Source organism: Peribacillus sp. NPDC096540 (assembly GCF_050278525.1).
Lineage (GTDB): Bacteria > Bacillota > Bacilli > Bacillales > DSM-1321 > Peribacillus.
On record NZ_JBNNTG010000005.1, the window covers coordinates 74,185 to 92,748 of the forward strand.

The window sequence follows — 18,564 nt, forward strand, 5'->3', positions numbered from 1 at the left end:
TCTTTTTTAGGTTGAAACGTTAATGATTTTCTTTAGTCCCCTGAATTTTCATTTCATAATATGATGATAGAATGAAATGAGGAAAATATTTTATACATCGGGAGTCCTGATTGAGATTAATTCCTTTTATATTAGCCTGATATTCGGTAGTCTTTTCATATATCATGTTTTTCAAAAACCACCTTTACTTAAATAACAAAAGCACAGAGGTCCTCAGGAAGGAGAATGGCATTTTGAATATCAAATTAAATCAAAAAATCATTAAAGATATGTGCGGGACAGTCTCCTTCAAAAGAGGAGATGCTTTTTATCGTGCTAATAAAGTGACATTTGAAAGTTACAGTCCTGATGGTTGTGAAGCAACTGTTAAAGGAATAGAAGATTTCCATGTCTCTATTGAAGTGGATGCTGTCGGAGGCTTTCGCACGAAATGCAGCTGCCCAACGCTTGCTTCTTTTCAACGGGACTGTCAGCATATTGCAGCCGTATTACTGTCGGTAAACGAACATCAGCGTCAAGGAACAATTCCTGAAGGTCTAATTGAACCTCAGTCATACGCTTCAGCAAATAAGAAGCTGACAGATGGTTTGCTTACGCTTTTCAACAATCAGCCTGTACGCTCAAGTGGCCATCAGCTCCACTTTGAAAACAGGCAGGTGCTTGATGCGGAGTTTACATGTAAACCCGTCACGATAGGTCTGGGCCGATACATGTTTGGAATTGAAGTGAAGATCGGTTCGATGAATTTACCAAATCTCAGGGGTTTTCTGAAGCAGGTAAAAGAAGGAAAACCAGGCCAGGTGTCTATTTCATTCATGTATGACCCGAATCTCCATTGCTTTCAAAAAGAAACAGATGATGTTATTCAGCAGCTTATCCAAGTGACTTCTGATGAAAAAGTCTATCTTGACGCGATTCCGGACAAATCTGACTATACAATGAACAATTACCTGTTACTTATTCCACCATCTTCTTTTACAAGGCTTGTCCCTATCCTTACAAGCGCACCATCCGTGAAGCTTGCGTATGACGGGAAAACGTTTAACGGTCTTCAGATATCCTTCGAGAAGCTTCCTTTACAGTTTGGCTTTGCCGAAACCGAGGGCAATGGATATCAACTGAATATTAAAGGGTTGAATGAAATGATTGTGATGAATGAGTACAGCTCTGTTCTATCTGAAGGGAAATTGGTTCAGCTCGAAAGTGAAGACTGCCAACGTCTTTCAGATTTAAAACAGATGCTGGAAGATTCAGGGGTAAATCAAATTCCAATTCATCAGGAGCAATTAGAGTTATTCCTGGAAAAAGTGGTTCCAGGTTTGAAAAAGCTAGGCGATGTCTATTTTTCAGGATCGATCTCTGAGCAGTTCGAGAAGATACCGTTGATTGCTAAGCTATACTTAGATCGCGTGAAAAATAGGCTGCTTGCGGGGTTGGAGTTTCACTATGAAAATATCGTGTTTAACCCTTTGGAAAATCAGGAACTCAAGGCAGTCTCCAAGCTTATAAGAGAAGTGGAGAAGGAGGAAGAGATCCTGCAACTGATGGATGATAGCATGTTTGCCAAGACAGACGGTGGCTATTTTTTACATAATGAAGAGTTGGAGTATGAGTTTTTGTACCATGTCGTTCCGAAACTTCAAAAGCTTGTTCAAATATATGCCACAACTGCTGTGAGAAATCGGATTTCCCGAGGGAATGCTGCTCCGCAGATTAGGGTGAAAATCAAAAAAGAACGGACTAATTGGCTGGAATTCAAATTTGAAATGGATGGCATTCCTGAAAAACAAATACGAGAAGTTCTAGAAGCTTTAGAGGAAAAAAGGAAGTATTTTCGTTTGAGGAATGGATCTCTACTTTCCCTTGAGACGAGGGAGTTTGAAGAAATAAATCGTTTTCTGAATGCACTTCCAATCCAGGATGAAGATTTGGAAAGCCGCTTAAATGTACCAATCGTAAAAGGGCTTCAGCTTCTTGATTCTGTAAATGACAGCAATACATTTACAATAGAGGAGTCATTCCGACAGTTCTTGGAAAACATCAGGAATCCAAGTAACCTGGAGTTCGCGGTGCCAAAGAGTTTAGAGCCAATATTAAGGGACTATCAAAAAAGCGGCTACAAATGGATGAAAATACTTGCTAGCTATGGCTTTGGAGGAATTCTCGCAGATGATATGGGACTCGGTAAAACACTGCAAAGCATCGCATTCATTTTATCCGAGCTTCCAGACATTCGTAAGAAGAAGCTCCCGGCTCTTATTATTTGTCCTTCCTCTTTGACATATAACTGGCTGAGTGAATTTATGAAATTTGCCTCGGATATACAAGCCATTGTCGTGGATGGCAATAAAACAGAAAGGTCAAAGATACAGAAGGAAGTAATGGATATGGATGTTGTCATTACCTCATATCCATTATTACGTAAGGACCTTATGTGGTTTGAGAAACAAGCTTTTCACACTGTGTTTTTTGATGAGGCACAGGCTTTTAAGAACCCAGGGACACAAACGGCACGAGCGGTGAAGAAGATACAAGCGGGTCATCGGTTCGCCCTCACTGGTACTCCAGTTGAGAATTCACTAGAAGAGCTGTGGTCCATTTTTCACGTTGTCTTTCCTGAACTATTCATGGGGTTAAAGGAATACAGTAACCTCTCAAGGAAAAAAATTGCCCGGAGGATCCGGCCATTTTTACTTCGGAGGTTGAAAGAGGATGTATTATCTGAGCTTCCAGAAAAAATCGAGTCGATGGAATCTATGGAACTGTTGCCTGATCAGAAAAAACTGTATGCTGCTTATTTGGCGAAGCTGCGACACGACACATTGAAGCATCTGGATAAAGATACACTTCGGAAAAATCGTATTAGAATACTCGCTGGCTTGACTCGGTTACGACAGATTTGTTGTCATCCCGCCTTGTTTGTGGACGGTTATAAAGGAAGCTCAGCCAAATATGAGCAACTTAAGCAGATTGTTGAGGAATCAAAGCTTTCTGGAAGAAGGGTGCTGATTTTCTCTCAATTTACGAAAATGCTTCAGATCATAGGTAGAGATTTAGCGATTCAAGGACAGCCCTTTTTCTATCTAGATGGACAAACTCCATCAAAAGAACGTGTTGAAATCTGTAATCGATTTAATGTAGGTGAACGTGACATATTCCTCATTTCATTAAAAGCAGGCGGTACAGGTCTTAACCTGACGGGTGCCGATACTGTCATTTTATATGATCTTTGGTGGAATCCAGCAGTCGAGGAGCAAGCAGCAGACCGTGCCCATCGTATGGGGCAGAAAAATGTTGTTCAGGTCATCAAACTTGTTGCCCGCGGCACAATCGAAGAAAAAATGAATGAACTGCAAGAGAAAAAGAGGCATCTAATCGAAGAAATCATCGACCCTGAGGTGAAATCGTCATCTGCTCTTACCGAAGAGGACATTCGGGAAATATTGATGATATAGAGAGAGGAAATACAGAATGTTAGCAGCAATGTTACACGGAATCGTATTAGCTTTTGGTCTTATTCTTCCACTAGGAGCACAGAATGTTTTTGTTTTTAACCAAGGAGCATCACAACCGGATTTTAGAGGGGTACTACCGGTTGTTTTAACTGCTTCCCTTTGTGATACATTTCTTATTTTATTAGCGATATTAGGCGTTTCTGTTGTCGTATTAACCATTCCACCTTCTTTATTATAGGATTGGTATTTCTTCTATATATGGGATGGGTTGTCTGGAAAAGTAAACCTTCAAAATTAGACAAAAAGGCAGAAGCATTAAGTTCTAAAAAACAGATTATGTTTGCTATGTCCGTTTCTTTACTAAACCCCCACGCGATACTTGATACTGTTGGGGTTATCGGAACAAGTTCTCTTAGCTATACCGGGATAGAGAAAATGACGTTTACCGCTGCAACCATATTAATTTCGTGGATTTGGTTTTTCAGTCTAGCCATAGTGGGGAAAAAGGTAGGAGATATCGATACTGACGGGAAATTTATAAACGTAATCAACAAAGTATCTGCGATTATGATCTGGATAGTCGCTCTATATATAGCTTTCCAACTTTACAAAATGTAGTAGGATTTTCAACGGCGTTCCTAGTCAATTATAGTGTTATCTCAAGAAGGCCGCCTTTCAATTGGTGGCCTGTACATGTGATAATTCCAAATGAAAAAAAGTAAAAAACAACAAAAACCCTATAACTATATAGGGTCAAATCGATTTCTTCATGCCGCACTCTCTGCATTTACGAATATATACATAGTTCTTAACCGAACTCTCAAACTGAGCTTTACCGCAATTGTCACAGCGACCACTAACGATGTCAGGATAATCTTCGTAGTCATAAATAATTGTGGTGTCATATTCCTTTTTTTCTTCTGGATTTTCTTCAGACAAAGTAAAATCACCTTCACTATTTTATTTAACTAATTTATCATACCAAATTTTTATGGCAGTAGGTAGGTAAGTGATAAAACCCAATACCTCTTATGAAACTAGTTTTAATCCAATTGCTGCACCTAACACCATGGCAATAAAAACGACTCTTCTCCAGTCTTTTGATTCTCCATATAAAAGCATGCCGATTATTGCTCCACCAGACGCACCAATTCCTGTCCAGATTGCATAAGCGGTCCCCATAGGTAGTGTTTTCATTGCATAAGCAAGAAATAGAAAACTTGCTCCAAATCCGAGAAACAACAGCACCAAAGATTGCCAATTACGGTCTTTGTGCAATTTATTTATCATCGCAACACCAAACATTTCAAATAGCCCCGCTAAGATTAAAGAGACCCAAGCCATTAGGATTCATCTCCTTCTTCAATATTGTCCTTAGTCACTAGTTTCAAGCCGATTACCCCTGCTAATAACAGTAAAATCAAAAGTGTTTTACTCAGTTTAAATGATTCGCCAAAGAATATGATTTCGGAAAAAACGGTTCCTGCTGTCCCCATTCCTACAAATACTGCATATACGGTTCCAACGGGAAGTTTTCGTCCAGCCATTATCATTAAATAGAAGCTGATGATGATAGAAATAACAGTTCCAGTCCAAGTCCAGAAGTCATTTGCGTGTTTTAAACCAATAACCCAAAAAACTTCAAAAAAAGCAGCAATAAATACTTTAATCCAGTTTGTACTCATTAAAAATAACACCTCCGATTTTATTCTTATCAAAAAACAAAAAAGCCTAGGAGAAAACTATTAAACAGTTTCTCCCAGGCTTTTATCCTTCCGTGACACAGCAAAGCTGTGAGTTTTCTCTCGGACCAGACCAGCATATACAGTTGCTGCGGAACCCTAGAAAACATTTATCGTATATAATTACCTTGAATTATACATACTTTTTAAGATTATTCAAGGGTAATGATATATTTGAAAATTGCTTTTTCCAATGATCTATTCGAAAAAGGCATCCAAATCCCTTCAAGCATTCTAGTTCCAATAAAAATACAACTGATAAGTACCAACACATTGGTCTTATCAGTTGTATTTTTTAGTCCTGCCTTACTCTTATATTAGTCACTCACTGACTGATTTTGAGGAGTGCCTTCCTTTATATGAGAAACATAGCTATGCAAAATCATCCCAATAATAACGATAAAGATGCCGAACCACGATAAAGGAGAAGGAGATTGTAAAGATAAAAATAGTAATTCCCCGGCAAGAGCAAAAAGGACTTCCATTGATTGTGTGGCTTCAACGGAAGCTAACTTCTGCATATTTCCCCTTACCAAATCGGTCGCTTTGAAAAAAAGGACCGTTGCAATAACCCCTGAAAATAGCGCTACCAAAAGGGATTGAAAACTCTGCATTTTCGTTGGTGCTCCTACCGTAAAAAAACCATACAACGAAAGTAAAAACCAGAATGGCAGACTCGCTAAAGTCATCCCTAACACACGCTGATATGCATCTAAACGTCCTTGAGACACTTCCATCATTTTGCGGTTCCCTAAAGGGTATGCAAATGAGGCGATGACGATTGGAATTACGCCCAACCAGAGATTTGCCATAGAAATGTGCTTAGTGTGTTCTAGTTGCATTAGTATGATCCCCAACAGAATGATAAGGGACATGAGAAGACCTTTCAAAGAAATCTCTCCTCTTTTCCTTACGAGTCCATCCTGTGTTTGAACATTTTCAAAAAATAACGGAGCTAGTAAAGCACCTGAGATAATCGTGATTTGCCAAGTGCCGGCGATTAGCCAGCCAGGTGAGTAGGCAGATGCAAAGCATAAAGGGGCATAGAACAATCCAAACCCTACAAAACTCCAAAGCAACCAAGGCCCTGGTCGTTCTCTCATTACCTGTAAGAGTGGTCGGAGATTTTTTCTACTTAGGACGATACATACTAGAAAAGGAACCATAAAGAAATATCGAAGCGAAGCACTCCATATCCAACTTCCTCCAGATAATTCCATAGACTGATTTAACACAAACGTAAATGCAAAAAAGAAAGCAGAGCAAATACCTAATATAATTGGTCGCAATCGACTCACCTCAATCTGTTTTATGAGCCAATAATTAGCCAAGCCTCTGAAGTATGGCAATCGTTTCGGCTTTCTTATTATTAGAAAAAAATTTAGAACATACCTTTTACGAGATTCAAACCATAAGCATAGGTTAGGGGAAACGAACCAGGTTGTCATGTTTTAACTTACTTTCCCTTCAATGCTAGAGAGGAGCTTTGTTACGGGAAGATAAGGTGAAATATTCTAAATATTAAATCTAGCAATCATACTAAATTGTCCTTCAGTTGCACAAAAAAATCAACAGCATTCTTTAAGACTGTGAATAGGTCTTCTGCAATATTCGACATAAAATATAACTCTTAAAAAAGTGTATGGATGTTAAATATGGAAAAAAAGATGCACCAATTTCATGTCAATTATCCAATAAATACCTATATCAAGTTTGTGAAATAGCATAATGGCGCAGTTTATAGAGGTTTTATAGAGATATAAGATAATAATCATATAGAGGTAGATAATATACGAAGATACGAGAATTGACGAATTTGGTAGGGAGTGGTATCTTTATAGGAGAGCAAAATATGTCGAATGTTGACGAAAAGTATAGATGCAAAATTTGAAAGAATATTAGTGAGGTATATAAAAATGAAATCTACAGGTATTGTACGTAAAGTTGACGAATTAGGACGGGTAGTAATTCCTATCGAATTACGCCGTACGTTAGGAATTAAAGAGAAAGACGCTTTGGAAATCTACGTAGAACAAGAGCGCATAATCCTTCAAAAATACAAAGCAAACATGACTTGTCAGGTAACTGGCGATATATCTGATGACAATATGAAACTTGCAAACGGTAAATTAATACTTAGCCGTGAAGGTGCTGAACTTCTAATTAAAGAAATTCAAGCAAGCTATGAAACTGCTAAATAATTAATTTTAGATAAAAAGGATTCAAGTGTAGAGAAATTTCATTTTCTCTACACTTTTTTCATTCTAAATGGAGAAGTAATAAAAATAATTTGATTCTCGAATAAATCCAATTTTTTCGTAAAGTTTTTGTGCATTGTTGTTATCCTTATCTGTCTCAAGTGATACTCCTTTTGCACCAGTTTCTTTTGCAAAAGTAATAGCCGCTTTTAATAACTTCTCTCCAAATCCCTTTTTGCGAGCATTTCCCTTCACAAATAAATCGTTTAACAGCCATGACCGCATCATGCTCACTGATGAAAATGAAGGATATAATTGAACAAAACCAATAGGGTTATCCCCATCAAAAGCCATAAAAATGACCGACTCTTCGTTCGTTAACCTTTCCTTTAAAAACTCCCTTGCACCTTCAAGATTTGACGTTTGCTCGTAGAACACTCTGTATAAATCAAAAAGTTCTGTTAAGGAATCAAGCTCAGTTAATGTAGCCTTTTGAATATTCATGTAATGAACCTCCTTGTTTATTTTATAGAATACTCTAAATTTACCATTTATTGATAAGTGGTGGTGAATAAATTGTTCTATTCATTGCATAATGCTTCATAGATTGGATACTTCCTTTTTGACGTATGTTCGAAATTTCGTATCTGTTAGAAATTTAAGCTGAAACGCATTCATATTTTTGGATAGTTTTGCTTGTTCAATAGAGGTTAAATCGTTTGCAAAAAATGCAAGCTCTGTTTGGTTATTTTCTATATCCTTCGCATACATCGAAATCGTAAGAACAAAGGCAGTAGAGCCTCCCTTTTGACCTGCATGAACAAGCCACTCACGATTGCTTGGACTTTTCATTAACTGTTCTAATACCGGATCGAGATACACATAAACGTTTTTATCAAAGTGCGTCTTGCTATTTAGTTTTTTCATTATGGAGACATAGTCTTCTGTAGTTGCTCGGGGCAAACGATCAGACCAAATTTTTTGAAAATCACTACCCATCATTTTCATTGCTTGTTTCTTTTCCTGATCTGTTGGGGGTTGAGTCTGCCACTTATTGTGAATAGCAATCGCCCGATCACGGTATTCACCTTTGTCCATATTTTTCAGGGCCTTTAGGGTATCTTGTTTAGTTAATTTTTTTTCTTTCATTAATTGGTCAGGTATGAACAGCGAACTTACAATGGGATACATTGGCTCATGACTGGTAATGCCTAAGCTCCGTGGAACATGATTGATGTTTTGAAGGCCAAGCATAGTTATTAAGTAATCTGTATTCGCATTAGAACTGTAAGCAATCATTCCATTTACTACTTCACTTAAAGGAACTCTATCTATCTCTTTATCCTTTTTGACCTGAGTAATCCATGCCTCATGTGCTCCCCCGTCTGTTTTAGGAACATAAAATCTGTCTAGGTCGGCTAATTTCACTTCTTGCTCTGGATTGATTTGCCCCACTGCCGCCTGTTGTGCATATTCAATGGCTACGATGATTTTGACGGTGCTTGCTAAAGGAAGCAACGTGTTGGCATTAACATTTACCCATTTCTCATCATTAAGATGGATGGATAAAGAAACGTTCTTATTCTCTGCATTCTCTTTGATAAACTGAACTATATATTCTGGATCTTCTTTGTTGATATCCTTCTTAAACATCCACATCCCAATTCCTAGAATCAAACATAGAGATAGTCCAATACCTCCGATTAAAAAGAGTAATATTTTCAAAATAACACCTGCCTTTTTACATATAAATACATATACGACTGCTCAATGATTAGGTTTCATTTTACTTATGAAGAACCTTTTAAGCATGTAAAGCAGTGAGATAGAATAAATAATGAAAAAATGAAGCCTGCCTCATAGAAAGACTCCATTTTTCTCGGTCATTTTAAAAGATATTTTCTGCATGTAGGAAGTGACTTAGAAATTAGAGTACGTACAAAATCCCAAGCCCTTTTACGTTTTTTTTACATCAGCTTAACGTGGCCAACTTGGCACCAAGTTAGGATGCTAGTAGGTAACCAATAAGAATGGGGGGATTAACAATGAAGGTTGAATTACATTGTCATACGAATATCTCAGATGGATCTTGTTCGTTTGGAGAACTATTGGAGGTTGCAAAAAGGGAGAGTATTGGTCATTTAGCGATTACCAATCACGATACTACGATGGGGTTGCAAGAGATGGTGGAAAAGGGAAAAGAAAAAGGGATTGAAATCATCCCTGGTATAGAAGTTTCCGGTTATGATTTTGCAAGAGGTAGACGTGTACATATTTTGGGGTATTTTGTTGAGTATGGTCATAAGGCACTTGAGGAGCTATGTAATCCATTGATTGAAAAGAGGAATGCAGCCTCTGTAAAAATGGTGGAGCGAATAATCAATGCAGGATATCAAATAACTTGGGAGCAGGTTTCTAAGTTTAGGGGGGGAACCGGGGTTTATAAACAGCATATTATGCAAGCGCTAAGGGAAGCGGGATATACGGATTCTATCTATGGAGATTTGTATAAGAAAATCTTCAGTCGCGGTCAAAATGGAGAAGAGCCAGGTATTGCATTTATTCCTATGGAGTATGTGGATGCTGTTCTAGCTGTGAAGGCGATTCGTGCTGCCGGAGGCGTTCCGGTCCTTGCTCATCCTGGACAATACGATAGCTTCGAAATTATTCCAGCTCTTGTAGAAGCAGGACTTGAAGGGGTTGAAGTCCTTCACCCACATCATGGTCATGCAGAAGAAGAAAGAGCGATTCAATATGCAGATCAATACAAACTCATTAAGACAGGAGGTTCAGATTTTCATGGGGGGTATGGGGATAAACCGATTCGGCTAGGTAGTTATAGCCCTGGAACAGAATGTGTGAATGCTTTGACATTAAAGAAAAAAAGCATGGCCATTAAATTTTGAAAGAGACAATGTAGAGTAGTGTATGGAAAGATTCAGAAAATAGGTATTCCTTTTGTCCTGGTAATTGACCAGGACTATTTTTTTACAAGAAAATCATGGTAGCTTCATATTTTCTCATTACACTAACACTAATAAGAAAAAGGTACAGGTGTAAGGCAGACCGGATAAATAAAGGGGGAGATGGCTGTTGGCAGAAAAAAACTTTTTAGTGGATCATTTGATTTCAGAAATTAAGAGAGGGACCTTTCAATTGGATAAAAAGTTACCTTCAGAGCATATACTCGCTGATCAATTTAATGTTCCAAGAATTGTTGTTAGAAAGGCATATGAACAGCTTCAAGATTTAGGTTATATCTATTCAAAGCAAGGTAAGGGAAGTTATGTCCAGGACAGCAAGAAGCAAATTCCATTAATTCTGTCTGGAGATGTAAGTTTCACTGAGAAAATGAAGGAATTCCAGTTTGCCTTTCAAACGATTACTATTTTTTGCGAAGAAATTTCTTATGATCAGAAGATTTTTCAAAGCCTCGATGTGGAAAGTGATGAGAAAGTCTTTAAAATTGGCAGGCTGAGGTTAATAGACGAATTTCCGATTGCTCTTCATACATCTTATGTAGCAAAATCAACTTTTCCTGAAATAGATAAGGATGGTCCTGATATTACCTCTATGTTTCTATATTATAGGCAGCGTGGTTATGTAGAATTCGGATCCAGTAGCAGCACGCTGAATGTTATTTTTCCAACTCTATTTGAACGAGATATTTTGCAGTGTTCAAGTTTAATACCACTTTTGCAAGTGGAATCATTATGCGTGGATAAGGGGAGTAATCAAGTCCTTGAGCATACGGTCATTGTCTATCGCAGCGATTGTTTCACCTACGTTATATAAAAAAACTTCCATCCCATATACCGCTCGAACTCACGAGTAAAAGCACGAAACTCACGAGTAAAAGCACGAAACTCACGAGTAAATGCTCCAAATTCACGAGTAAATACTCCAAATTCACGAGTAAAAGTGCCGAATTCACGAGTAACGCTCGAATTCAAGAATAAAAGCGCGTAAATGCTCCAGATTCACGAGTAAAGCACGAAACTTTGAATAGAATATGCCTGTTCACGTTAGTGCTTTTACAAATTACATACAAAGATTTACTCATTCTTAACGTAGGTTCACTTGGCAACAAGATACATTGAAGATGTAGAGAGAAACTAAAACAGATGTAGAGAGAAACTAAAACATTTGGAGGCCAATGGAATGAGAAGAAAGGAAAGAACAGAGATTTTGATTCAAGGTACTGCAGACATTGCGAAGGATTTTGCCAAGGAAATAGAAATGAGATATAAAGTAAACGTCATTCAAAAGCCAGAGAGTGCTCTTGTCTTACTAAAGGCAAGGGAAACGGCAAAAAAGAGTTTGTTTTATCTAGGGGAATTACTGGTGACAGAATGCACTGTCCAAATCCAGGATTCAATCGGTATTGGTATCGTTAAGGGGCATCGAGAAGAGCTGGCTCATTGTTTAGCTATCATTGATGCTGCTTATCAGGCTGATCTTGTAGAAACAAGATTATGGTCACATGTTTTAGAAAATGAGAAGAAGAATATACAGAAAAATCTTCAAGAGTTGAATCAATCAATCTTAAGAACCAAGGTGAATTTTGAAACAATGGATGTTCAATAAGGGGGGAAAAGCGATGAATTTGGATGTAGTTCATGATATACAGACTGTTTATAGAAAGCTTGTGGAGGCGACTTCAAGACCTGGTACTTTAGTGGTTTTGGAGAGGGAAGCTAAGATGTTGGATGTTCAAATGGAATGCTTATCTTCTACTTTCCTACTTGCACTCACGGTACTTGACCCAGAAGTCACTTTTAAGATTGTTTCAAAGGAAGAGGAGATAGTGTCAAGAATGATTAATCAGCTTACCTATTCAAAGGCTGCTGATTTGTCAGAAGCAGATTTTATCTTTATTTTACAGGATGCTTCCAAGGAGCAAAGGAAAGACGCAATGAATAAAGCAAAGGTAGGAAATCTGTTGAATCCTCATGAATCAGCAATGATTATTCTAGAAGTCTCGGATGTAACAAAAGGGGACTCAATGATCCTTTCAGGACCAGGAATTCATCAGGAGTCTTTTATATGCCTCCCAGATGTCTCCACCTGGATGAGTGTAAGAAACGAAAAAAACATAGAATTTCCTTTAGGAATCGATATGTATTTTGTGGATGAACAAGATCGTTTAATAGCTTTACCGAGAACTACTCAAATCAAAGAAAATGGGGGTGAGATTAAATGGGATATGTTGCAGTAAAGGGCGGAACAAAGGCCATTGAGGAATCCATAAAACGCTTAAAGTATGAAAGAGTTCATAAAGGGACGGCAATAGAGCTACATAAGATAGAAGCTGGCATGAGAGGGTTAATTGATCAGGTTATGTCCGAAAGCAGTTTGTATGATCAATCACTGTCTGCAATTGCAATTAAACAAGCTGAAGGCAATCCGGAAGAAGCTGTTTTCCTCTTAAGAGCCTATCGATCAACTTTGCCGCGAAAACATGTTTCACGAATTATCAGTTCTGAAAATATGAAAGTAGTGCGCAGGATTTCAGCCAGTTTTAAGGATGTACCTGGCGGACAGATTTTGGGTGCTACGACAGATTATACACATCGGTTACTAGATTCGGAGTTGGAAAAAGAATCGGATAAAAGCATTCAAGATTGGTTACGGGCTTATCAAGAAGAGAATCGTTCAACAGAATATAATCAGAAGCACCTGGATGATTTAAACAATTTACCTAAAGTTTTGGACTATTTAAGAAGTGAAGGCTTATTAGCAAGCTGTGAAAACAATGATTTGCAGCCTAGAGATGTTACAAGGAAGAGTCTAGAGTTTCCTTCAAAGCGGAGTGAACGCTTACAAATTCTAACAAGAGGCCAAACAGGTGCAGTAACATCACTAGCTTATGCAGTAATTCGTGGATATGGTGCCCTGCACCCGACAGTAGGAGAGTTACGCGTAGGTCAGCTGCCTGTCTATCTCGATCATCCGCTGGACGAAGGTCAAGAGGAAGATAGCTATTATATTGGAGATTTCACAGCGACGGAAGTAGAGATGCTCATTCCGCTAACGGTAGAGAAAGAACAAGGCAAAAAAGAAATAGAGTTTGAAGTTGGCTATGGCATGTGTATGGGACAAAATGAAACAAAAGCAATAGCAATGGGAATTTTAGATAATTGCCTTGAAAGACCAAACAATGAATTTCCAAGTCATAACGAGGAATTCGTTCTTTATCATATAGATTCAGTGGAATCAACGGGTTTCATCTCCCATTTGAAGATGCCTCATTATGTTACGTTTCAATCCAAACTGGATAGTATTCGAAAGTCGAAAGATCAGACCACAGAGCAGGAGGTGGGATTGCATGAATAAAACCTATAATTTTGCCTTCTTTGATGAAGGATCGAAACGAGAAATTAGAAGGGCAACCTTAAAGGCGATTGCTATTCCCGGTTATCAAGTTCCATTCGCTTCTAGGGAAATGCCGATTGGGCGTGGTTGGGGCACAGGTGGCCTTCAGTTGACATTGTCATTAATCGGAAAGGATGACGTTCTTAAAGTGATCGACCAAGGCTCGGATGAATCCGTTAATGCCGTTAACATAAAAAAACTCGTATCAGACACTACTGGGGTAAGGACAACGGATAGCACAGCTGATGCATCTTTAATCCAGTCGAGACACAGGGTGCCTGAATTGCCGTTACAACAAGATCAGATTTTAATTCTTCAAGTTCCGTTACCTGAACCTTTAAGGGATTTTGAGCCAAGCGAACATGAAACGAAAAAGCTTCATGCTGAGAGAGAGTATAGTGGGGCATGGCTTATGTTATTTGAACAAATTATGAAGTACGGAATAATGGCGACAGATGCAGACCATCCGGTAATGGTTCACGACAGGTATGTCATGGCACCAAGTCCAATTCCGAGATTTGATAATGCAAAGCTAGACTATAGTGAAGCGCTCATTTTGTTAGGCGCAGGTAGGGAGAAAAAGGTATATGCTGTACCTCCTTATACAAAGGTATCATCTTTAGCATTTGATGATTATGAATTTGAAATAGAGTCCTTTACAAATCATACTTGTATTCTCTGCAGTTCCAATGATGTGTTTTTAGATGAACTTATTGATGAGGATACAGGAGAAACGTATTTCCAATGTAATGATACAAGCAATTGTCTTGAAATAGTCAATCAAAAACAATCATTGGGAGTGAAATAAATGTCTGTACTTGAAGTACCCGTATTATCAGTTAAACAGATGAACAAACAGTTTGGAAACGGATGTTCAACATGCAAAAATATGAAATTAGGAAAGATGACTAAAAACTATTGTCACGAATGCGGAACGGTTTATGCCTGTAGAGATGTGACGTTTGATTTGTATCAAGGTGAAGTTCTCGGAATTGTAGGAGAGAGTGGCAGTGGCAAATCCACTTTAATGAAGAGTTTGTATTTTGACGAAGAAGTAACCGATGGAGAAATGTATGTGGCTGGCTTTGAAGATGGAAAAAAGAATTTATTCATAGAGTCTGCTCAGAAAAAAAGATATGTTCGAAACCACCTAATGGGGAAGGTTTATCAAAACCCTATTCTAGGATTGAAAATGAATTTCTCCTCGATTGGCAATATTGCTGAGAAGTTAATTTCAGCTGGGAATAGACATGTTGGCAGCATGGAAACAAGAGGTGCCGAGCTCCTTGAAGAAGTGAATATTCCCATTCATAGAATGAAAGAAGAACCAAAGAATTTTTCTGGTGGTATGCAGCAAAGGGTCCAGATAGCCAAAGCATTGTCTAACAATCCACCCATACTGCTTTTGGATGAGGTAACCACAGGTTTAGATTTATCAGTTCAAGCAAGTGTATTGGATTTAATTAAAGGCCTCCAAAGAGATTTGAATATTAGTATTGTACTGGTTTCTCATGATTTGGGTGTAATCCGAATGCTTGCAGACCGTACGCTTGTTATGCTGGAGGGTAAAGTAATCGAGCGAGGATTAACAGATCAAATACTCGAAGATCCACAGCATCCTTATACCCAACAATTAGTACATTCGCTGCTGTAAAAGAAACTAAAGGAAAATGGGGGAAGAGACATTGTTGCTGATTAAAAATGGGAGAATTATAACGGAGAACTTGATATTGATAGGCCATGATCTCTTAATTAAGGATGATAAAATTTGCAGAATTGCACCTGTGGGAGAAATCGAAACGAGTCCTGAGATGGAAGTGCTGGACGCTTTGGGTGGATATGTTACACCTGGTTTTATTGATCTCCATTCGGATTACATTGAACATATGACTGCACCGCGCCCTACATCTTTAATGAATTTTCATTTGAGCTTAAGAGAAACAGAAAAGGAACTGATTACGCATGGGATTACGACCATGTTTCACTCTCTATCTCTCTATAAATCAACTGAATACGCATATAAGCCAATTCGGGAGCCTGAGAATGTAAGAAAGCTTATTGACTTAATTGATCAAACACATAAGATGAAGCACCTAGTCCGTCATCGGTTTCATGCCCGTTATGAAATAGATAATTTGGAGGATATTGATAATTTAAAAGAATATATTTCGGAAAAGAAAGTGCATCTAGTCTCATTCATGGACCACACTCCAGGTCAAGGACAATATAGACATCTAGAGATTTATCGAAACACTTTAAGAGGGTATAACGATTATAGTGATGAAGCTATTGATGTAATGATCCAGACTCATCAAGTGAAAGAAAAGCTGACGATTGAAAGAATGAAAGAAATTGCACTGCTAGCAAGAGAAAACAATATTGCAGTTGCCTCACATGATGATGATTCGAAAGAGAAGCTTGAATTAGTTCACAGCTTTGGAACGAATATAAGTGAATTTCCAATCACACTTGAGATTGCCCGTAAGGCACATGAGATGGGGATGTATACAATAGCGGGTGCACCAAATGTGCTTTTGGGAGGTTCTCACAGTGGGAACTTAAGTGCCTCTGAAGCCATTCAAGATGGAAGCATAGACATATTATGCAGTGATTATTACCCTGCAGCCCTCCTACATTCAATGTTTGAATTAGTGGATAACCATGGGATGGATCTTGTTGACATGTTTAAGCTAGTTACGATTAATCCTGCAAAGGCAGTCAAAATGGATGACGAAATTGGATCGATTCATGAAGGGAAAAAGGCTGACATACTTATTATTGAAAAAATTTCTGGTGATTTTCCTGTGATAACAAGTGTGATTGTAGATGGAAAATTGATTCAAAAGACTAATTACAGGATATAAATTTTTTAGAAAGCGGGTGGCAAAGTGGAAAACATATTAGATATTAAAGATTTATCCAAGTCTTTTATTTTACATAATCAATGCAAAGACATTCAAGCAGTTAACAATATTACGATTCGAGTGAAAAAAGGTGAATTTATTGGCATTACAGGCAAGAGTGGCAGCGGAAAATCGACGATCTTAAAATCGATTTATGGTACCTATCGGGTTCAAGAAGGAGACATCTGGTATGAGTCTTCCCACTATGGTCCGATTAATCTAGCAAAAGCTACAGAAAGAGAAATGATTTACCTACGTAAGCATGAGATAGGCTATGTTTCTCAATTTTTAAATGTCATGCCAAGAACTACAGCAAGGCAGCTCGTAACCGAGGCTATCCTTGAAATGGGACAATCTAGAGAAATAGCCAATATGGAAACAGAAAAAATCCTCGACCACTTTGAAATAGGAAAAGAGCTGCGGGACAGTTACCCTGCTACTTTTTCAGGAGGAGAGAAGCTAAGGTTAAATATAGCAAGAGCAATGGTAAAAAGGCCACGGCTCCTCTTGTTGGATGAACCAACAGCAAGTTTGGATCACGATTCTAAATTGAAGGTGAAAACCCTGCTAGAACAGCTAATGAAAGAAGGAACGACCATGCTAGGTATTTTTCATGACTTGGAGTTCATGAATCGGTTAGTAAATAAAGAATATAGCATACAGAATGGATGTTTTAATCAAGCTATTCAAAAAATTTAACGATTACTTCACGGGAACTTTACTGAATATTCGGTTTGCTTAATGGCAGGTTAGTATTGTACCTGTATTGTTAAATTGATAGTTATTGAAATAAGAAATGATTTTTTAAATTGGAGGGAAGATTTAACATGAAAAAATCGATTATGTCCATCTTGATGTTTGTAATTTTGGTGGTGTTTACAGGCTGTTCTTCTAGTAGTTCAACAGGAGATAATGCTAAGGGACAAGAAGATGATACATTAACAATAGCGTGGCTGCCAAATGAATCTGGGGAAGATTTAGGGGAAGCCCGCGATGAAATCGGGCGGATCTTAGAAGAAGCCACAGGAAAGAAAGTCGAACATAAGACCACAACAGATTATAATATTGCAATCGAGGCAATTGCTAATGGAAACGCTGATTTAGCATTCCTAGGAGCACAAGGATATATTGAAGCAAAAAACAAAAATGATAAGGTTCAATCTCTAGTTGTTCCAAGCGGTGAATCAGGAACCTTGGATGATGCTGTCTACAATAGCTGGCTGGCTGTTCAAAATGCAGAGGACTATAAAATTAACGACGAATATATCATAGACGATATCCAAGGAAAAAAATTCTCTTTCGTATCAAATAGCTCTACATCTGGTTTCAAAGTTCCTTCCACAGGAATCGTTGATTATTTTTCTCAAAAAGATAAGTTTAAGGAATTAAAGGCCGAGGATTTATTAGAAGGCGGGAAGGATAAATTCTTTAGTGAAGTACTTTATGGTGGTTCCCATCAAGGTTCGGCTGTAAATCTTTTGACTGGGAGAGCAGACGTGGCAGCTTTTTGTGACACATGTGTTAATAATTATGTGGAGCTGGCAGATGGAGAAGAGAATAAAGCAGGTGCTGTGTATAAGGTAAAGAAGGATGCAGCTGAACCCTTTAACACAGTTGTAGACAAAGAATTCTCACTCATTTCAGTGACTCCAGTTTTGAATGCACCCTTCGTGGTTAATACCGAATTAGTTAGTGAGGAAACACGTGAAAAAATTCTTGAAACTTTGATGTCTGATGAAATAGCAAATAACGAGAAAGTTTTTGTACCAGAGGACTCTAAGTTATCAGGTCTATTTAAAAAGGTAAGCGGAAAAGAAAGATTGGTGCAAGTTGAGGATGACTGGTTCAATCCAATTCGGGAATTATCTAAATAATTTGCAGATCCTAAAGT

18 protein-coding genes, 1 pseudogene and 1 riboswitch are annotated in these 18,564 nt (G+C 38.1%); of the genes and pseudogenes, 13 read left to right on the forward strand and 6 right to left on the reverse strand.

Annotated features, from left to right (window positions below; genetic code table 11):
* Positions 1-233: 233 nt before the first annotated feature.
* Complete coding sequence (locus tag ACQKMR_RS07085) at positions 234-3,455, forward strand: SNF2 helicase associated domain-containing protein (RefSeq protein ID WP_427696655.1); 3,222 nt, start codon at positions 234-236, stop codon at positions 3,453-3,455.
* 16 nt (positions 3,456-3,471) lie between these two features.
* A pseudogene (locus ACQKMR_RS07090) lies at positions 3,472-4,073 on the forward strand (LysE/ArgO family amino acid transporter).
* 135 nt (positions 4,074-4,208) lie between these two features.
* Here the strand turns inward: ACQKMR_RS07090 and ACQKMR_RS07095 are convergent.
* The 4 genes from ACQKMR_RS07095 to ACQKMR_RS07110 form a co-directional block, all read right to left on the reverse strand.
* On the reverse strand, positions 4,209-4,394 hold the full coding sequence (locus ACQKMR_RS07095; protein ID WP_427696656.1) for a hypothetical protein: 186 nt from the start codon (positions 4,392-4,394) through the stop codon (positions 4,209-4,211).
* Between the two features lie 90 nt (positions 4,395-4,484).
* Positions 4,485-4,799, reverse strand: coding sequence for a DMT family transporter (locus ACQKMR_RS07100; RefSeq protein ID WP_427696657.1), 315 nt, complete (start codon positions 4,797-4,799; stop codon positions 4,485-4,487).
* Positions 4,799-5,140, reverse strand: coding sequence for a DMT family transporter (locus tag ACQKMR_RS07105; RefSeq protein ID WP_427696658.1), 342 nt, complete (start codon positions 5,138-5,140; stop codon positions 4,799-4,801). Before ACQKMR_RS07105 ends, ACQKMR_RS07100 begins: the two co-directional genes overlap by 1 nt.
* Positions 5,141-5,209: 69 nt before the next feature.
* A riboswitch (guanidine-I (ykkC/yxkD leader) is annotated at positions 5,210-5,311 on the reverse strand.
* Positions 5,312-5,514: 203 nt separating this feature from the next.
* Positions 5,515-6,486: a DMT family transporter gene (locus ACQKMR_RS07110; protein ID WP_427696659.1), complete on the reverse strand. Its 972-nt coding sequence runs from the start codon at positions 6,484-6,486 to the stop codon at positions 5,515-5,517.
* 627 nt (positions 6,487-7,113) lie between these two features.
* Between ACQKMR_RS07110 and ACQKMR_RS07115 the strand changes: the two genes are divergently transcribed.
* Complete coding sequence (locus ACQKMR_RS07115; protein ID WP_053347441.1) at positions 7,114-7,398, forward strand: AbrB/MazE/SpoVT family DNA-binding domain-containing protein; 285 nt, start codon at positions 7,114-7,116, stop codon at positions 7,396-7,398.
* A gap of 63 nt (positions 7,399-7,461) precedes the next feature.
* Here ACQKMR_RS07115 and ACQKMR_RS07120 read toward each other — a convergent pair whose 3' ends face one another.
* Both ACQKMR_RS07120 and ACQKMR_RS07125 read right to left on the reverse strand, forming a co-directional pair.
* On the reverse strand, positions 7,462-7,899 hold the full coding sequence (locus ACQKMR_RS07120) for a GNAT family N-acetyltransferase (protein WP_427696660.1): 438 nt from the start codon (positions 7,897-7,899) through the stop codon (positions 7,462-7,464).
* Positions 7,900-7,995: 96 nt separating this feature from the next.
* Positions 7,996-9,120, reverse strand: a complete 1,125-nt coding sequence (locus ACQKMR_RS07125) for a serine hydrolase (protein WP_427696661.1) — start codon at positions 9,118-9,120, stop codon at positions 7,996-7,998.
* A gap of 320 nt (positions 9,121-9,440) precedes the next feature.
* On the opposite strand from ACQKMR_RS07125, the gene ACQKMR_RS07130 reads away from it, so the two are divergent.
* The 10 genes from ACQKMR_RS07130 (at position 9,441) to phnD (ending at position 18,547) form a co-directional block, all read left to right on the forward strand.
* Positions 9,441-10,301: a PHP domain-containing protein gene (locus ACQKMR_RS07130; RefSeq protein ID WP_427696662.1), complete on the forward strand. Its 861-nt coding sequence runs from the start codon at positions 9,441-9,443 to the stop codon at positions 10,299-10,301.
* Positions 10,302-10,488: 187 nt separating this feature from the next.
* Positions 10,489-11,190, forward strand: a complete 702-nt coding sequence (locus ACQKMR_RS07135; protein WP_376102891.1) for a GntR family transcriptional regulator — start codon at positions 10,489-10,491, stop codon at positions 11,188-11,190.
* A gap of 366 nt (positions 11,191-11,556) precedes the next feature.
* Entirely contained in the window at positions 11,557-11,982 is a 426-nt protein-coding gene (gene phnG / locus ACQKMR_RS07140) for a phosphonate C-P lyase system protein PhnG (protein WP_053347436.1), read from the forward strand.
* A 13-nt stretch (positions 11,983-11,995) separates the two neighbouring features.
* The gene (gene phnH, locus ACQKMR_RS07145; RefSeq protein WP_427696663.1) at positions 11,996-12,613 is read left to right on the forward strand and encodes a phosphonate C-P lyase system protein PhnH; all 618 of its coding nucleotides are present in this window, start codon (positions 11,996-11,998) and stop codon (positions 12,611-12,613) included.
* Positions 12,595-13,731, forward strand: coding sequence for a carbon-phosphorus lyase complex subunit PhnI (locus tag ACQKMR_RS07150; RefSeq protein WP_427696664.1), 1,137 nt, complete (start codon positions 12,595-12,597; stop codon positions 13,729-13,731). The genes phnH and ACQKMR_RS07150 overlap by 19 nt, the downstream gene beginning before the upstream one ends.
* Complete coding sequence (locus ACQKMR_RS07155) at positions 13,724-14,578, forward strand: alpha-D-ribose 1-methylphosphonate 5-phosphate C-P-lyase PhnJ (protein ID WP_427696665.1); 855 nt, start codon at positions 13,724-13,726, stop codon at positions 14,576-14,578. The genes ACQKMR_RS07150 and ACQKMR_RS07155 overlap by 8 nt, the downstream gene beginning before the upstream one ends.
* Positions 14,579-15,424: an ATP-binding cassette domain-containing protein gene (locus ACQKMR_RS07160; RefSeq protein ID WP_379168239.1), complete on the forward strand. Its 846-nt coding sequence runs from the start codon at positions 14,579-14,581 to the stop codon at positions 15,422-15,424.
* A 31-nt stretch (positions 15,425-15,455) separates the two neighbouring features.
* Positions 15,456-16,634, forward strand: a complete 1,179-nt coding sequence (phnM, locus tag ACQKMR_RS07165; RefSeq protein ID WP_427696666.1) for a phosphonate metabolism protein PhnM — start codon at positions 15,456-15,458, stop codon at positions 16,632-16,634.
* Between the two features lie 24 nt (positions 16,635-16,658).
* Entirely contained in the window at positions 16,659-17,372 is a 714-nt protein-coding gene (locus ACQKMR_RS07170; RefSeq protein ID WP_053347430.1) for a phosphonate C-P lyase system protein PhnL, read from the forward strand.
* A 128-nt stretch (positions 17,373-17,500) separates the two neighbouring features.
* On the forward strand, positions 17,501-18,547 hold the full coding sequence (phnD, locus tag ACQKMR_RS07175; protein WP_427696667.1) for a phosphate/phosphite/phosphonate ABC transporter substrate-binding protein: 1,047 nt from the start codon (positions 17,501-17,503) through the stop codon (positions 18,545-18,547).
* Positions 18,548-18,564 lie beyond the last annotated feature (17 nt).

What these genes read in the sequence shown, in the direction of transcription:
- ACQKMR_RS07120 (WP_427696660.1), bottom strand. Translation starts at nt 7,899, where the DNA reads ATGAATATTCAAAAGGCTACATTAACTGAGCTTGATTCCTTAACAGAA.
- phnD (WP_427696667.1), top strand. Translation starts at nt 17,501, where the DNA reads ATGAAAAAATCGATTATGTCCATCTTGATGTTTGTAATTTTGGTGGTG.
- ACQKMR_RS07115 (WP_053347441.1), top strand. Translation starts at nt 7,114, where the DNA reads ATGAAATCTACAGGTATTGTACGTAAAGTTGACGAATTAGGACGGGTA.
- ACQKMR_RS07160 (WP_379168239.1), top strand. Translation starts at nt 14,579, where the DNA reads ATGTCTGTACTTGAAGTACCCGTATTATCAGTTAAACAGATGAACAAA.
- phnH (WP_427696663.1), top strand. Translation starts at nt 11,996, where the DNA reads ATGAATTTGGATGTAGTTCATGATATACAGACTGTTTATAGAAAGCTT.
- phnG (WP_053347436.1), top strand. Translation starts at nt 11,557, where the DNA reads ATGAGAAGAAAGGAAAGAACAGAGATTTTGATTCAAGGTACTGCAGAC.
- ACQKMR_RS07100 (WP_427696657.1), bottom strand. Translation starts at nt 4,799, where the DNA reads ATGGCTTGGGTCTCTTTAATCTTAGCGGGGCTATTTGAAATGTTTGGT.
- ACQKMR_RS07130 (WP_427696662.1), top strand. Translation starts at nt 9,441, where the DNA reads ATGAAGGTTGAATTACATTGTCATACGAATATCTCAGATGGATCTTGT.
- ACQKMR_RS07105 (WP_427696658.1), bottom strand. Translation starts at nt 5,140, where the DNA reads ATGAGTACAAACTGGATTAAAGTATTTATTGCTGCTTTTTTTGAAGTT.
- ACQKMR_RS07155 (WP_427696665.1), top strand. Translation starts at nt 13,724, where the DNA reads ATGAATAAAACCTATAATTTTGCCTTCTTTGATGAAGGATCGAAACGA.
- ACQKMR_RS07150 (WP_427696664.1), top strand. Translation starts at nt 12,595, where the DNA reads ATGGGATATGTTGCAGTAAAGGGCGGAACAAAGGCCATTGAGGAATCC.